Origin of the sequence: Lentzea sp. NPDC006480 (genome assembly GCF_040611995.1) — a bacterium.
Classification (GTDB): Bacteria; Actinomycetota; Actinomycetes; order Mycobacteriales; family Pseudonocardiaceae; genus Lentzea.
This window is the reverse complement of record NZ_JBEXPJ010000202.1, coordinates 1-15276: the sequence shown is the minus strand read 5'-3', so window position 1 is coordinate 15276 and position 15276 is coordinate 1. Positions and strand designations below refer to the sequence as shown.

At 66.3% G+C, this 15276-nt stretch carries 11 protein-coding genes and 1 pseudogene; 6 read left to right on the top strand and 6 right to left on the bottom strand.

The genetic code is table 11. The features are described from left to right. The 4 genes and pseudogenes from ABZX92_RS41040 to ABZX92_RS41025 all read left to right on the top strand — a co-directional run. Window positions 1-455 (top strand): SAM-dependent methyltransferase (locus tag ABZX92_RS41040; protein WP_355570883.1); only part of this gene is annotated, 455 nt, incomplete at its 5' end. Window positions 456-879: 424 nt separating this feature from the next. Beyond that, window positions 880-2514 (top strand): annotated as a pseudogene (istA, locus tag ABZX92_RS41035) (IS21 family transposase). Continuing rightward, window positions 2514-3107: an ATP-binding protein gene (locus tag ABZX92_RS41030; protein WP_355570882.1), complete on the top strand. Its 594-nt coding sequence runs from the start codon at window positions 2514-2516 to the stop codon at window positions 3105-3107. The pseudogene istA and the gene ABZX92_RS41030 overlap by 1 nt, the downstream one beginning before the upstream one ends. Further along, window positions 2996-3322: an ATP-binding protein gene (locus tag ABZX92_RS41025; RefSeq protein WP_355570881.1), complete on the top strand. Its 327-nt coding sequence runs from the start codon at window positions 2996-2998 to the stop codon at window positions 3320-3322. The genes ABZX92_RS41030 and ABZX92_RS41025 overlap by 112 nt, the downstream gene beginning before the upstream one ends. Before the next feature lie 94 nt (window positions 3323-3416). On the opposite strand, the gene ABZX92_RS41020 is transcribed toward ABZX92_RS41025, so the two are convergent. The 5 genes from ABZX92_RS41020 to ugpC form a co-directional block, all read right to left on the bottom strand. Then, on the bottom strand, window positions 3417-3875 hold the full coding sequence (locus ABZX92_RS41020) for a hypothetical protein (protein ID WP_355570880.1): 459 nt from the start codon (window positions 3873-3875) through the stop codon (window positions 3417-3419). A gap of 588 nt (window positions 3876-4463) precedes the next feature. Next, window positions 4464-5384, bottom strand: a complete 921-nt coding sequence (locus ABZX92_RS41015) for a carbohydrate ABC transporter permease (RefSeq protein ID WP_355570879.1) — start codon at window positions 5382-5384, stop codon at window positions 4464-4466. After that, the gene (locus ABZX92_RS41010; protein WP_355570878.1) at window positions 5381-6682 is read right to left on the bottom strand and encodes an ABC transporter permease subunit; all 1302 of its coding nucleotides are present in this window, start codon (window positions 6680-6682) and stop codon (window positions 5381-5383) included. The genes ABZX92_RS41015 and ABZX92_RS41010 overlap by 4 nt, the downstream gene beginning before the upstream one ends. After that, on the bottom strand, window positions 6679-7977 hold the full coding sequence (locus ABZX92_RS41005) for an extracellular solute-binding protein (RefSeq protein ID WP_355570877.1): 1299 nt from the start codon (window positions 7975-7977) through the stop codon (window positions 6679-6681). Before ABZX92_RS41005 ends, ABZX92_RS41010 begins: the two co-directional genes overlap by 4 nt. 2 nt (window positions 7978-7979) lie before the next feature. After that, entirely contained in the window at window positions 7980-9179 is a 1200-nt protein-coding gene (ugpC, locus tag ABZX92_RS41000) for a sn-glycerol-3-phosphate ABC transporter ATP-binding protein UgpC (RefSeq protein ID WP_355570876.1), read from the bottom strand. Window positions 9180-9365: 186 nt separating this feature from the next. Here ugpC and ABZX92_RS40995 point away from each other — a divergent pair, with 186 nt between their 5' ends. After that, a complete protein-coding gene (locus ABZX92_RS40995; RefSeq protein WP_355570875.1) occupies window positions 9366-10058 on the top strand; it encodes a response regulator transcription factor in 693 nt (230 codons plus the stop codon). Then, window positions 10055-11317, top strand: a complete 1263-nt coding sequence (locus tag ABZX92_RS40990; protein ID WP_355570874.1) for a HAMP domain-containing sensor histidine kinase — start codon at window positions 10055-10057, stop codon at window positions 11315-11317. Before ABZX92_RS40995 ends, ABZX92_RS40990 begins: the two co-directional genes overlap by 4 nt. A gap of 123 nt (window positions 11318-11440) precedes the next feature. Here the strand turns inward: ABZX92_RS40990 and ABZX92_RS40985 are convergent, their stop codons facing one another. Beyond that, window positions 11441-14860, bottom strand: coding sequence for a BTAD domain-containing putative transcriptional regulator (locus ABZX92_RS40985; protein ID WP_355570873.1), 3420 nt, complete (start codon window positions 14858-14860; stop codon window positions 11441-11443). Between the last annotated feature and the right edge of the window lie 416 nt (window positions 14861-15276).

Sequence of the window (15276 nt, the reverse complement as noted above, 5' to 3'; positions counted from 1 at the left end):
TTATCCACGTCGACACCGATCCAGCAGTCGTCGAACACGGCCGCCTGATGACTGCCCGCCACAACCGGGCCACCTTCTTGCAGGCCGACGCCACCCACCTGAACAAGGTCCTGATCCCCCCGATCTGCGCGGGAACCCTGGAACTTCACAAGCCGATCGGTGTCTTGGCAGTGGGCCTACCCCACCTACTACCGGACAACGCCCGAGCGTTGACGTTCCTACCGTTCTACGGCGAAATCCTCGCGACAGGCAGCGCGCTTGCCCTCACCCACCTGACGCCGTGGTTCGCCGGACAGCTCACTCCCCACACCACGCCGCTGATCGCCGGCACAGGCAAATCCCTGCACCCGCGCAGACGACGCAAGGTCATGCAGATGTTCGCCGGCTTCACGTTGGCCGAACCCGGCCTGCTCTCGGACACCTCCATGCTGGCAGGCCTGGGCTTCAAAGCATGAAGCATGCCAATTGCCAAGAAGGAACCTCCGCAGGGCGCCCCCACCCCTCGCCCGCTCAAGGAAATACTCCACGAGCCCTACACCTACTTCCCAAAACGCACCCCGCCCAGAGTGCGGAGGTCGACGTGCGGCTCACCGGGAACGGGTGGACGAACCTCACCAGTGGGACGGGACAACGACGGCCGAACTGCCACTCGAGGTGTGCGTGATCTCCGCGCTCATAGCCGAGGGCCCGTCATGGTCCGGACGGGCTTCTGGCCGATTCTCCAGATATGACCCGACATCACAGTGGTCCAGAACGTCACCGACGTAGTTTTGTCGGTCTGGTGTGACCGCATTTGTTCGTCGGCGGCGACCGCACTGTGCATGGCGGCGAAGTCTGTATCCGTGAGTTTTGGCCGCAGCCGGGGCTTGCGGTGGGATGATGCCTGTGCTTCACGAGGGAGCACGGGATGCCTCCACAGTCGAAGGTAGAGCTGTACGCCCGAAGGTAGAGCTGTACGCCGCGATCCGCCGGGACGCCCGGTCGGGTATGTCGGGGCGCGCGCAGGAGCGCAAGCATAACGTCGGACGGCGGACGGTGGTGAAGGCGCTGTCCTCGGCGTGGCCGGAGGCGCGGAAGAAGCCTCCGCGGCGGCCGTCGAAGCTGGACCCGTTCAAGCCGGTGATCGACGAATTCCTGCGCGCGGACCTGGACGCGCCGCGCAAACAGCGGCACACGGTGAAGCGGATCTTCGACCGGCTGATCGACAAGCACGGCATGTCCGACGTGTCGTATCAGGTGGTGCGCGCCTACGTCGCGGCCCGGCAACCGGAGATCCGCGCCGCAGGCGGGCGGGGCCCGGCGACGGCGTTCATCCCGCAGGCGCACCGGCCGGGGGTGGAGGCCGAGGTCGACTTCGGGGAGATCGCGGTCCGGCTGCGCGGCACGTGGTCACCTGTTTCCTGTTCGCGCTGCGCTGCTCGTTCTCCGGCAAGCCCGTGCACCGCGCGTTCGCCTCGGGCGGGCGGGAGGCGTTCTTCGGGGGCCACAAGCAGGCGTTCCGGGTGTTGGGCGGGGTCCCGGCCGGGCGGATCCGCTACGACAACCTCAAGGCCGCGGTCGCGCAGGTGATCGGCTTTTCCCGGCACCGGGTCGAGACCGAGAGGTGGGTCGCGTTCAGGTCCCACTGGGGCGTCGAACCGTTCTACTGCCACCTGGGCTGACCGGCGCGCACGAGAAAGGTCGCGTCGAAGGCCAGATCGGCTGGTTCTGCCGCAACCACCTCGTCCCGGTCCCCGAGGTCGAGTCGCTGGCCGAGCTGAACGCGACGATCAACGCGTTCGACGTCGCCGACGACGCCCGCCGCATCGGGGTCCGCCCGCGCACCGTCGGCGACATGTTCGCGATCGAGGCCCCGCAGCTGCGGCCGCTGCCGGACGAGCCGTTCGAGACCGGTCGCTGGGGTTCACCTCGCGGGTCAACCGCTACGCCCAGATTCCCGTGCGCACCAACCAGTACTCAGTCCCGGTCCGGCTGATCGGCCGCCGGGTCCGGGTCCTGCTGCACGCCTCCGAACTGGTGGTGTTCGACGGCCGGACCGACATCGCCCGGCACGAACGGCTGCTGGCCAAGGGTGGCACCCGCCTGGAACTCGACCACTACCTCGAGGCGCTGCTGCGCAAACCCGGAGCGCTGGCCGGCGCGACCGCGCTCGAGCAGGTCCGCGCCGCCGGGAAGTTCACGCCGGTGCACGACGCGTGGTGAGCCGCGGCCCGCAAGGCCGACGGCACCCGCGCGCTGATCGAAGTGCTGCTGCTGCACCGGCACCTGGCCCACGAGCACGTCGTGGCCGGGCTGCGCGCGGGCGCGCTCACTGCGGACGCGGTCGCGCTGGAGGCCCGCAAATCCGCCGACACCGCCCACGACCCGGAACCCGTTCCGGCGCCGGGGGCGGCGGTCACGCCGCTGACGCTGCGCCGGCTCGCGCAGCTGCCACCCGACACCCGGCCGCTGCCCTCGGTCGCGGTCTACGACCAGCTTCTGCCGAGCCACCGACGCAGGGAAGGAACCCGCTGATGCCCACCACCCGTCGCCGCGGGTTGACCGAGCAGGCCGCCACCGCCGCCATCGACCAGGCCTGCCGGGCGCTGCGGCTGCCGACCATCCGCGCCCAGTTCCCCGACATCGCCGAGACCGCCGGCCGCGACCAGATGTCCTACCGCGGCTTCCTCGCCGAACTGCGCATGGCCGAATGCGACGACCGGGTCCGGAGACGTTCCGAGCGCCGCATCAAGGCGGCCGCGTTCCCACGCGAGAAGTCGTTGCGGGGCTTCGACTTCGACGAGAACCTCAACGTCGACCCGGCTGTCATCCACACCCTCGCCACTTGCGAGTGGGTCAAGAAAGGACTGCCGCTCTGCCTGATCGGCGACTCCGGCACCGGCAAGTCGCACCTGCTGATCGCGCTCGGCACCGAGGCCGCGATGGCCGGATTCCGGGTCAAGTACACCTGGCCACCAAGCTGGTCAACGAACTCGTCGAGGCCGCCGACGACCTCATGCTCACCAAGACGATCGCCCGTTACGGCCGCGTCGACCTTCTCTACATCAACGAACTCGGATACATGGAGCTCGACCGCCGCGGCGCCGAACTCCTCTTCCAGGTGCTGACCGAACGCGAAGAGAAAGCCTCCGTCGCGATCGCCTCGAACGAATCGTTCGCCGGCTGGACCAAGACCTTCACCGACCCGCGCCTCTGCGCCGCCATCGTCGACCGGCTGACCGTCGGCGGCAACATCATCGAAACAGGCACAAAGTCTTACCGGCTCGCCCACAGCCGCCGTGTCCAGCACGAAAGCACGGTGCCAGGAAAGAAAAAGGGATGACCAGCCCGCGCCCGCTCGGGGAATCCCGCAGCCCAAATCGGATCCTTCAGCGCACGCCGGTGGACATCGACCTGCACAGGAAAGGCCCGCGGACTTAGAAGCCGCGGAACACACCGTCCACGTCGGCCGCTTCGGCGTAATCGCCGAATTCCATGTTGGCGATGGAGAGATTGGCGTCGATCGAAGGGAATTCGGAGACGAGAGCGCGGAGCGTGCCTCCTGCCTCATCCTCGTCGTCGAGGTAGCCGCTGTCGACAATGAGCAAGCTGCGGTCCTGCGGCCGCTCTGCCAGCTCGGCGGTGACCGCATCCGCTATCGCGATGTACGGGTATCCGGCATCGTCCGGCACCAGGTTCAGCAACTGCTCCGCCGTCGCGCCCTCGTAACAGGAATCGTCGATGAGCAGCAGATCCGTGAGCAGCCCCTCAGCAGGGTACTTGCGGATCAACTCACACAGGTCGTCCCAGACCTGTTGCTGGTCGAAATCGGTACGGATTAGCAGCGCACCGTCACCATCGGAAGCGTTTTCACGCGTCCGTTGTACCAAGGCCACGTCCCCCGTCGCACGGTTCCTGCGTTCCCTGGCAATGCGATGTGCCCTTTCGTTCCTGTTCACAGCCCTCGGCAAGTCGCGAAACTTCCCCCGGCAAACGCCATCACCTCACCTGGGAACTTGACCACCTCGCTCCCCTGACGTCACCCGAACAGGTACGGTCACTTCCCGCCGACATTGATCAAGCCCGGCGCCCCTGACTGCGGTCACAACTCACCAACATCCGCGGCCGGTTCCCGCCGTCACAACCACGCCGGCGTCCCGCGCCCACACACTGCACAATTACTAATCTGTAGCTGCGACAACAACGCGACATGTTTGCAGTAGTGCCCAACGTCGTCGCCGACCTCGCACGAGCGCATACGCCAGATCTGACGGCCGACACTGACGCCTGGCGTGACGGCAGGCGTAGTCCACGTTTGCGAACTGGTGTGAAGCAGGTCTGCCCGAACCGAATGACCGTTGATGGGCGATGCCAGCAGCGGATCTCGCGGTGTGCCGAGCGAATCGACGAGACCACGTCCACACCGAGGATGGAAGAGGCGTGAGCGTCTCCGCTAGCGGGCAGGAGACACCCACGCCTCGAGACTATTTGGTGGAACCTGCGAGAACCCCTTGCACGAAGTACTTCTGGAACGCCAAGAACACCGCCAGCGGCACCACCATGGACAGAAACGCTCCAGTGGACAGCAGGTCGATGTTCGCACCGAACTGCCGCAACTGCGATCGCAACGCCACGGTGATCGGTGCGGAGTCCTGGTCCGCGAACACCAGCGCCACCAGCAGATCGTTCCACACCCAGAGGAACTGGAAGATCGTCAGTGAGGCCAGCGCGGGCTTCGCGATCGGCAGGACCACTCGGCGAAACACCACCCACTCGGTCGCACCGTCCATCCTCGCGGCCTCCACCAGGTCGACCGGAATGCCCGTGAAGAAGTTGCGCAGCAGGAAGACCGCGAACGGCAGACCGAACGCGACGTGGAACAGCACGACGCCGGTGATGGTGCCGAACAGACCCAACGTCCCGAACAGCTTGGCTACCGGGATCAACGCCACCTGGATCGGCATCACAAGCAGTCCCACCACACCGACGGTGAGCCAATCTCGGCCAGGGAAGTCGATCCACGACAACGCGTACGCCGCCAGTGACGAGATCACCACGACCAGCACCGTCGACGGCACCGCGATGTACACAGTGTTGAGAAACGACTGCCAGATCGCCTCGTTGCCAGCGAGATCGGCGTAGTTCTTCAGGGTGATCTCGGCGGGCCTGGTGAAGATCGTCCACCAGCCGCTCGCAGTGTTGGCCTGCTCACCTCGCAGCGATGCGACCAGCAGCCCGAACACCGGCATCAGCCAGAACAGTGCGACCAGCGCCAGGCCAACCTGCACCGCGCCGTTGCCAAGCTTCCCAATGAACCTCGTGAGCGGGCCGCGTTTCGGCGACCCGGTCACGGGCACCTCGACAACCTGCGACGAGCGGGCTTCACGGGGCAAAACTGTGGTCACGATCGCTCCCGTCGGAACCTGCGGATGTTGTAGAGCATCGCCGGAGCCACCAACAGGAAGAGGATGATCGCCAGAGCGCTGCCGACACCCTGGTCACCACCGGCGCCGAAGGACACCTGCCACATCTGCAGCGCCAGCACGTTCGCTTCCTCCTGCACCGAGCCCGGTGCGATCACGAAGACCAGCTCGAAGATCTTCAGCACGTTGATCACGAGCGTGACGAAGACCGTGAGCAACAGCGGGGCCAGCAGCGGCACGGTGACCCGCCGGAACACCTGCCACTCGGTCGCACCGTCCACCCGTGCGGCTTCCAGCGCGTCACGGGGAATCGCCGACAACCCGGCCGCGATGAACGTGATCGCGAAGCCCGTCATGATCCAGATCCACGACGAGATGATCACCGGAGTGACCAGGGTCGGACCGAGCCAGGTGAGACCCCGGAACGGCAACGCGAAGGCGCTGGACGGCAGTCGTAGTGAGTACTGCCCCGGCGCCAGGTCCGGGAAGACGAACCTGCCGTCGTCACCCGTCGTCGTTGTCGACAGCACGGCCCCGTCACGCAGGATCTCGACGGTGAGGCCAGGCATCCCGCGTTCGGTGGGATCAATCTCACCCGAGCGGCCACTCGCCGACACGTCCAGCCATGCCACACCACGCACCTCCCTGTGGCCGCTTTCGGACTTCGACGCGGAGCGCGCGGTGTTGGGCAGTCGCTGCGGCGAGTACCCGACCAACGGCAGCGACACAACGTCGCCAGGTGAAACCGTCGCGGTGCTGGTGTATCCGAGGTCGCCGGCCGTGAGACCGGACCGCGGGCGAGCACCGGGATAGGGTGATGGCGGAGAGAAAACGTCATGTACCCCTACCATCGCCGCGTTCACCACACCGCGCGCCGGGTCCTCCTCGTAGACCAGCCGGAAGATGATTCCGGAGGCGAACAGGGAGATCGCCATCGGCATGAAGAGGATCAGCCGGAACGCCGTGGCCCACCTGATCCGTTCGGTCAGCACCGCGAAGATCAGACCGAGGCAGGTGACCGCAGCGGGGGCGACGACCACCCAGATCACGTTGTTGCGGAAGGCGATGAGCGTGCGCGGGTCAGTGAACGTCTCGACATAGTTGTGGACGCCGACGAACTTGTCGCCACTCGCGTCGAAGAAGCTGCGCAGCAGCGAGTAGACCAACGGGTAGACGACCAGTGCACCCAGGATCAGCAGCGCGGGGAGGAGGAACAGCACGGCCTTGCCAGGGGATCGCCCTGGCTCGGCCGCTCTGCGTGCGCGCAGCACGTGGGTCATGGCTTGTAGGCCTTACCCGCGGCTGACTCAAGACCTTGCATCGTCTCGTCGATCTTCGTGGGGTCACCGAGGAAGTCCTGGAGTGCCTTCCACATGCCCGCGCCCTTGGTGCCGCCGAACGCTGCAGGCGTGAGGTCGGACATATCGAACCGCACGTTGTCACCCGCATCGAGGATCTGCTGGGCAAGCTCATGGGTCACCTCATTGGGATACGCCTTCGGCTCGATGCCCTTGTTCGCGGAGAGGTAACCACCGTCGGCCGCCCACACCGATCCAGACTCCGGCGAAGCGAGGAACTGCATCAGCTTGGTCGTAGCAGCGTCGTCCTTGAACTGCACGGCCATGTCGCCGCCAGTGACGACCGACGGAGCGCTGCCGTTCAGCGACGGGAACGGGAAGAAGCCCGCGTCCTGTCCCACGACGGTCTTGGTGCTGGAGCTGATGACGCCGGCGACGAAGTCACCCTCGTACACCATGGCTGCCTGGGAGGGGTCGTCGAAGACGTTCGTCACAGACTTCGCGAACTCGGTCTGCAACGCCCCCGACGAGCCGCCCTGGACCAGTTTCGCGTCACCGAACAACTTGGCGAGTTCACGTAGCGCCACCCGCACGGTCTCATCGGTCCAGGGGATCTCGTGCCGTGTGAGTTTGTCGTAGTTGTCGGGACCCGCAGTACGCAGATAGACGTTCTCGAACCAGTCGGTGAGCGTCCACCCGTCGGCGCCCGCGATCGAGACCGCCGGCGTGCCCGCGTCCGCTAGCGCGCGGGAAGTTGCGAGGAATTTGTCCCATGTGGCGGGTTTCTCGACCGGCAAGGAGGCGGCTTCGAACGCCTTCTGGTTGTACCAAACCGTGGACTTGTTGGCGACCTTGAAATACACGCCGTAGAGCCGGTTGTCGAAGCTGCCGAGCTGCTTCCAAATCGGCGCGTAGTTCGCCGTGACAGCGTCCTCCACCTCAGCACCCACCGGCTTGATCGCGCCGGACTTCGCGAGCTGTGCCGCGAAACCCGGCTGCGCCACGAGCGCAATGCTCGGCGGTGTGCCGCCAGAAACCCTGGTCTGCACGACGGTCGGCAACTCGTCACCGGCACCCGTGTACCTGACCTGCGCTCCGGTCTTCTTGGAGAACGCGTCGAGGACCTTCTCGAAGTGCACCTGCTCCTCACCGGACCACGTGCCGATGACATCGACCGTCTGCCCGGCCAGCGCGCGGTCCGAGCCGGCCTCGCCCGCCCCGCAGGCAGTTGCGGCGAGCGCCACAGCGCACAGACCCGCGATGATGCTTAGTCTCATGACTACTCCTCGTTCCAGATTGCGACACCGGTGGCCGGGTCGAAGAAGTGCAGGCGGGACGTGTCGACCCAGACGGCGACGTCCTGTCCCTCGTAGATCTGTGAACGGGGGCTGAACCGGCCCACCAGCACGGTGCCCGTGCCGCCGACGGGCACGTCGGCGGCACCCGAGTCCTCTGCCAGCGCGCGCGTGTCATCTGTGTCGGCTTCATCGGCGTCCACCGGGAAGTGAACGAGCACGTCCGACCCCATTGCCTCGACCAGATCGGCGACCGTGTGCAGCAGCGCACCCTCGACCTGCTCCACGAGGGTTCCGTCCTCCATGTCTTCCGGCCGGATCCCCAACACGACATCCCGGCCGACGTAGTTCGCCAGGGCGGGCCGTTCGCGGAGAACGGACTCCGGCAGCCGCAGGGAGTCCGAGTTGAAAATCACCCAGTGCTGCCCGGCGTTGTCCACCTGCAAGCGGGCGATCAGCAGGTTCATTCCCGGAGAACCGATGAATCCGGCCACGAAAAGGTTCACTGGACGGTCATAGAGCTCTTGAGGTGGACCAACCTGTTGCAACACACCGCGTTTCATCACCGCGACTCGGTCGCCCAGCGTCATTGCCTCGGTTTGGTCGTGGGTGACGTACACCGTCGTGACATGGAGATCACGTTGCATCCGTGCGATTTGAGCTCGCATCTGCACTCGCAGTTTCGCGTCCAGATTGGACAGAGGCTCGTCCATCAGGAACACCTGCGGGGCCCGCACCATCGCCCGCCCCATCGCCACGCGTTGTCGCTGTCCGCCAGAAAGGTTGCGCGGCTTGCGATCGAGGTGTTCGGAGAGCTCCAACACCTCCGCGACGCGGCGTACGCGCTGCTCGATCTCCTTCTTGGGCATCTTGCGCAGGGTGAGTCCAAACGCGATGTTGTCGAAGACGTCCAGATGTGGATACAGCGCATAAGACTGAAACACCATTGCGACATCGCGATCACGGGACGGCACGTCGTTGACGACGCGATCACCGATTCGGATCGTGCCCTCGCTGATGGTCTCCAGACCCGCGACCATCCGCAACGCGGTGGTCTTTCCACACCCGGACGGGCCAACGAGCACGAGGAATTCGCCGTCCCGGATGTCCAGATCCAGGTCCGTCACGGCACGAGTGCCGTCGCCGTATGCCTTGCCCAGACCGGCAAGCACCAGTTCCGCCACACCAACTCCACAACATTGTGAACTGAGGCACCGCGAGTGCGGTGTAGCGGGGAACATTAAGCCGCCCCACCCTAACGGAGGCCTAAGCGCAGAGAACGATCGGAATAAGGGTCATAAGGGAACAGTCGCGTGTCCGGACAACCCTTGTGAGCGGGACTGTCACCTTGGCCCACCTACTCTGGCAAGATGCCGAGAGCGCTTGTGGTCGAGGATGATCCCGCGGTCCAGATGGCCCTGGTGCACGCACTGCGCGGACTCGGCCTCGTGACACAGGCTGTGAGCACTGCAGCAGCCGCGTTGCAGGGCGCGGCCGCGACTGAGTTCGACGTCGTGGTGCTCGATCTTGGTCTGCCAGACCTGGACGGCACAGTTGCACTGACGATGCTTCGCAGCGTCAGCAACGCCCCTGTGATCGTCGCTACGGCGCGCGGTGACGAGGAGTCCGTCGTTCGCTCGCTGAATGCGGGTGCGGACGACTACATCGTGAAACCCTTCTCCAGCAAGCATCTCGCCGCACGGATCAACGCGCTACTGCGCCGAAGCCGACCCTCGACGCGCATCGGAGCGCCGGGTGACATGATCGATCTCGGCGAGCTCCAGATCGACCTGAGCAGGCGGCGCGCCACGCTTGGTGACAAGACGCTCGACCTCAGCAGGCGGGAGTTCGACTTGCTGGCCTACCTGGCACAACGACACGGCTGCGTTGTCAGCAGGCGCGAACTGTGTGAGGCCGTCTGGGATCAGGTGTCCATTTCGGACGATCGAACGATTGATGTGCACATGTCGTGGTTGCGCCGCAAGCTTGGCGAGACCGCCGCCGAGCCACGCTACCTGCACACGATCCGAGGGGTTGGCTATCGCCTCGCGGAACCGGAATGAGGCAGCTCACCACACACGCGCTCTTCCGTGCCTGCGGGGCCCTGACCGCGCTGCTGATGTTGTTCGTCATCGTGCTCTCGGTACAACACGAACACGATCTGGTCTATGCGGCGGATGTCCGGGACGCGACCGTCGTCGCGGAAGTGCTGACCGCCAGCACCGACAGGGACGTCGTTCGCGCGGCGATCGGCCGCACGGCCGCGGGAAGGTCTGGTCGGCTGACAGCACGACTCAGCGACGGTGACACGCTTGGCATGAGCAACGACGATCCTGTCGTCACACTGCCGCTGCGCGCCGCGGACGGTGGCAACGCCGTCGTATCTGTGGTTCCCGGCCCGGTTCCGTTGCCGCTGTTCACCATGGTCCTCACACTCGCGATCGCTTTGGTGGGTCTAGCGGTCGCCGTTCCGCTAGGCCGGCGACCTCTTCGCCCGGTCACCCGAGCGCTCACCGTGCTCACCCAGGTCGCGCGGGAAGGTGGCGGCCGCGTCCGAGTCCACGGACCTGCTGAGCTGACGGAACTTGCGGACGCGATCAACGCGACGGCGGACCGGACGGAGGTGTTGCTCGCCAACGAACGGGAAATGGTCGCGGACATCTCCCACCGGCTACGCACGCCGCTCACCGCGTTGCGACTGAACACCGACGCAATCGGCACGGGCGATGCCGAGAACCGGGTCCGCGCCTCTGTGGACGAGCTCGAGCGCGATGTCAACCGGATCATCGGCGTGCTGCGACCAAGTTCGACTGCACCGGCCTCCCAGGCCTGCGATCTGGCCGCTGCGGTGACCGACCGGATGACGTTCTGGTCGGCTTTCGCCGGGGCGCAGAACCGCAGCTTCGAGGTTCGGACGACAACGGAGACGGCGCGAGTCCCGCTCGCGCGCGACCAGATCGACGCGGTCGTGGACACATTGCTGGCCAACGTTTTTCAACACACACCTCCCTGCGCCGCAGTAGCGGTCGATGTGGTGCGGCATGCAGGCTGGGTCACGCTCGTGGTCGAGGACGGCGGGCCCGGTTTCGCCGATCCCAGCGGGGCGTTGCGTCGGGGTGCGAGCGGCTCCGGGTCGACCGGGCTCGGCCTCGACATCGCTCGGACAGCCGTGGAGTCAACCGGCGGCCGCATCGTCGTCGACAAGGGACGGCTCGGCGGTGCTCGGGTGAGGTTGCGGATGGCCGAGGCCGGCCGCAAGGAGTGCCCGGAAGATCCGCGTGCGTGGCGTCTCTGGTCGAAGACCCATCTGCGCCCGACCTGACTCGCGCCGCAGGAGACCAGCGGCCCGGTCGGTGCGGTGTGAGCCGCGCTGTTTTGGGCAGCCGAGCGACATGTGGGGGCCCTCGGCATGTCAAATGCGGCGAAGTAGTCGTTGCGTCACTTCTCAGTCCGGGTTCCGCCCCAGCCGAGTCCACAGGCGGCTGAGATCCCAGTGAGCCTTCAGGTCGTGGTAGACCTGACTCGCCCCGTCTGCCGCCGTCGTCGCAGCGGCCATGTTTCCAGCTGCGTGCTCAGCGATCGCCAGGTCTTCGAGCGTCTGTCCGAGCTCGGTCTTCCGGCCGACCGTCCGATAGTGACCTGCCACCGCGCGCAAACCGTCCACATCAGACTCAACGAGGGCACGGCAGCGGCGGGCAGCCGCCGACGCACGTGCTGGCACCGTTTCCTTCGCCGCTTCCTCAGCACAGGCATCCGCCGCAGCCAGCGCCGTCCGGTGGTCCTCGACGGCGAGGGCCAGGCGAACCAGGTCGGGCAGCCACTGATGCCGCAACATCATCTGCGCGTAGCGGCGGTCGAGCAGCATCGCGAACATCTCGATCGCACCCGCGACATCACCGGTTCGCGCGGCGGCCATCGCGCGCGCCGCCTGCAGGAAGTCGCAGTTCTCCCGGTCGAACTCGGTCACCATCGGCAGGCTCGCCCCGGCCAAGAGGTGCTCGGACAATGCCACGTCGTCGTCGCGGTGCACGGCGATCAACGCGCCCACGCCGTGCATCAGCAGCACAGGCCCGCCCTCGCGCAACCCGAAGCCGGTGAAAGCCGACTTGCTCAGTACGCGCTGGATCCTGGTGGTGCTGTCATCCCAGTCGCCCAGCCAGAACTGGTGCACTGCGGCGGCGACCTGCAACCCCGCGTCCGGCGCACCGCGCTGAGCCGCAATGTCGAACGCCTGCCGCAACGTCTCACTCGCCTCGTCCAGCCTGTCCAAGCACTGCAGCGTGAACAGCCGGTTGTCCAGCAGGACGAGCCGGAGATCGGTCAGGCTTGCGTCGGTGCCGATCACTGCGAGCGCCCGGTCGAGATGGCCGGCCGCCCGGACGTAATCACGCCGTACTGCGTCGACCTGCCACAGAACCTCCAGCGACTGTCCGACCGAGAACGGATCGCGCGCCCGCTCGCCCAAGTCGATGCCTTCATGTGCCCGCTCGGAGGCGGCCTCCAAATCGCCGGGACCTGCGCGCAACACCAACGACAGCAACGAAAGCAGCCGCGCGCGCCAGAGGTCGGGCAGACCGGTGTCCGCGAGCGCGATCTCCAACTCGTCGATGGACTCGGTGGCCCTCGACGCTCGATACGGCACGTAAGCCATGATCCAGCGCATCTCAGCCGCCAGGTCCGGATCATTGAGCAGCTGCAATGCGCGCCGCGCGTGGTATTCAGCCTCCGCGTCTCGGCCGACGCGGAACAGTGCCCTGCTCAGGAAGGTCATGAGCGTGGCCCGCTCTCCAACGCCGCTGACCTCCAGCGCGCGCTCCAGCAATTCGATGCACGCGATCGGCGCCTGGCTCGTCAACGCCGACGCCACGCCGACGAGCCACTTGAGTGACCACGGGCTCATCTCCCCCGCAGCCAGCACCTGACCCGCGACGAACGCGGGAGTCGCGCCAGAGCGGGCCAGTATCTCAGCCGCCTGGTGGTGCAGTGCGATCCGCAAGCCAAGCGGCATGCGGCCGTAAAGCGCCTGTCGCAGGAACGGATGCCGGAACGCCAGCCGGTCCCCGGCCTCGCGCAGCACACTCGCGGCGATCGCCTCCTCGATCGCGGGCAGCACCTCCGCGATCGGCTGTTCACTGACTGTGGCCAGGTCCGAGACCGCGAATTCGGTGCCCAGTAACGCGGCCCAGCGCAATAGGTCGTGTGTGCCGGCCGAAAGGAGGTCCAGCCGGTCTGCGACCGCGGACAACAGCGAGTATGGAATCTGGTCGAATGCGCCAGGGCTGACTTCAGCGGTGTCGCTGTCGATTCGCACAGCCTCGTCGCGCAGCAAGATGTCCGCCATCTCCCGTACGAACAACGGGTTGCCCTCCGCACGCGTCGAGATCCGCCGCAGCTCGTCACCTGGGCGCGCTCCCAACAGAGCGCCGATCATGCCGTCGACCGCATCGTCGGTCAACGGGTGCAGGTCGAGCACGTCGCCGTGCACAGAGCCCACCGCCACCCGGAGCTGCGTCACCTCTGCCCGCGTCGGCGACGGTCGTGCAGCGCCGATCACCAGCAACGGCAGCGACGGGGTCAGCGAACTCAGCCGGTGTATTACCTCGAGACTGGCCTCGTCCGACCATTGCACGTCGTCGAACACGACAGCGAGCGGACCGCTCGCACACAGCTCCTCGACCAGGCCGACGATCTTGTCGATGGCGCCGAAGACCGGCAGCCCGCCGCCGAGCGACACGCTGGAGCCGTCATCGTCGTGCAGTGCCTGCCAGATCGCGGCCTTCCGGTCGTCGGTGGTGTGCGCGTCGATCTCCAGGCACTCCAACGCAAGCCGGAGCGGAAAGCGTTGCCCCAGCTCTTCGGCAGCCGCGTAGGCCCGCTGGCAGGACAACTGTTCGGCCATTCCCAGTGCGGCGCCCAACAGCGCGGACTTGCCGATCCCCATCTCACCCTCGACCCAGATCGCCGATCCGGTGCCCGCTGCGAGGTTGTTCATTGCGACCCGCACGACCTCCAGTTCGGTCGCACGGCCGAACAACGGTGGTCCCAGCGGCGGTTCGACCGAAGTCCTCTGCGCGACAACGGGGTCGTGGTCATCGGCCAGGATGCGGTCGCGCAGTTCGCGCAACGACTCGCTGGGTTCGATTCCAAGCTCGGCCACGTAGAGGGTACGGGTCTCTCGGAACAGGTCGAGCGCTTCAGCGATCCGGCCACTCCGGTGCAGCGCCCGCATCAACAACTCGCGCGCCGCGTCGCGGAACCGATCAACAGCGAGAAACGCGGTCAGATCGGCCACCGCCTGGTCCGGCCGACCCTGCGCGAGCAGTGCTTCGGCCCGCAGCTCCACCATCGTGTGATGGAGTTCGGTGAGCCGGGAGCGCACACCGGCAATGCGGGGTCCTGGGACGCCGGACAGTGGTTCACCGTGCCACAGGGTCAGAGCGGTGCTCGCTGCCTCAAGTGCGGCGGCTGGCGCGCCGGCGGCGAGCTGCGTGCGGACGATTTTTTCGGCATCCACGAGGCGCAACGCGTCCACCTGGTCGCGGTCCACCTGCAGCAGGTAGCCCGTTCCCGCGGATCGCAACAGCTCCTGGTGCGGGCGCAACGCCCGCCGCAACGCCGATATGTGGGTGTGCAGGATGCCTTTCGCCGACTGTGGAACGTTCTCGCCCCACAACCCCGTGACCAGATCGCGGGTGGTCACGATGGTGCCGGACGCCATCGCGAGCATCCCCAAGATCGCCCGTGCCTGACCGGAACCCAGCGTGACCTCCAGGTCCCCCAGCCACACGCGCACCGGACCCAGCAACTGCACGCGCGGGGCCCGACCGAGTTCGGCTGCGGGGACGGAGCCGTGTTGTTGCTTCAATTGTGCTCCCAAGCAGCTGAGTGATCGAGGCCCTTTCATGCCGTGACGGATACGACAGCGCGGACGACATATTTGGCCGCACAGCCGGGTGTTGCCCGGCGAAACAGTTGCTCAGCGCTACGAACACCGTACCTCCGGTCCCAGCATTTCGCTGCAAGTGTTCCGGACAGGAATTGGTGGAGACCATTAAGTCTGGATGATGAGGTGCTGATGGGCCGACCGATGAAGTACTTCAGACGAGCAGCGTGCGCGGCCGATCTGGGTGGTCGTCGAGGCCTGTCGAGATCCGGCTGACGCAACCGGGCCGATCAAGCGGCTCGCCGAGCAGCTGGGGACCCACCACCAGATGGGCGCGGTGATCGTCACCGGGGACGGCGGTACCCGTATCAGCAACCTCGCACCGTCGCCCCGGCGAC

What these genes read in the sequence shown, in the direction of transcription:
- ABZX92_RS40995 (WP_355570875.1), top strand. Translation starts at nt 9,366, where the DNA reads ATGCCGAGAGCGCTTGTGGTCGAGGATGATCCCGCGGTCCAGATGGCC.
- ABZX92_RS41005 (WP_355570877.1), bottom strand. Translation starts at nt 7,977, where the DNA reads ATGAGACTAAGCATCATCGCGGGTCTGTGCGCTGTGGCGCTCGCCGCA.
- ABZX92_RS41030 (WP_355570882.1), top strand. Translation starts at nt 2,514, where the DNA reads ATGCCCACCACCCGTCGCCGCGGGTTGACCGAGCAGGCCGCCACCGCC.
- ABZX92_RS41025 (WP_355570881.1), top strand. Translation starts at nt 2,996, where the DNA reads ATGCTCACCAAGACGATCGCCCGTTACGGCCGCGTCGACCTTCTCTAC.
- ABZX92_RS41010 (WP_355570878.1), bottom strand. Translation starts at nt 6,682, where the DNA reads ATGACCCACGTGCTGCGCGCACGCAGAGCGGCCGAGCCAGGGCGATCC.
- ABZX92_RS40990 (WP_355570874.1), top strand. Translation starts at nt 10,055, where the DNA reads ATGAGGCAGCTCACCACACACGCGCTCTTCCGTGCCTGCGGGGCCCTG.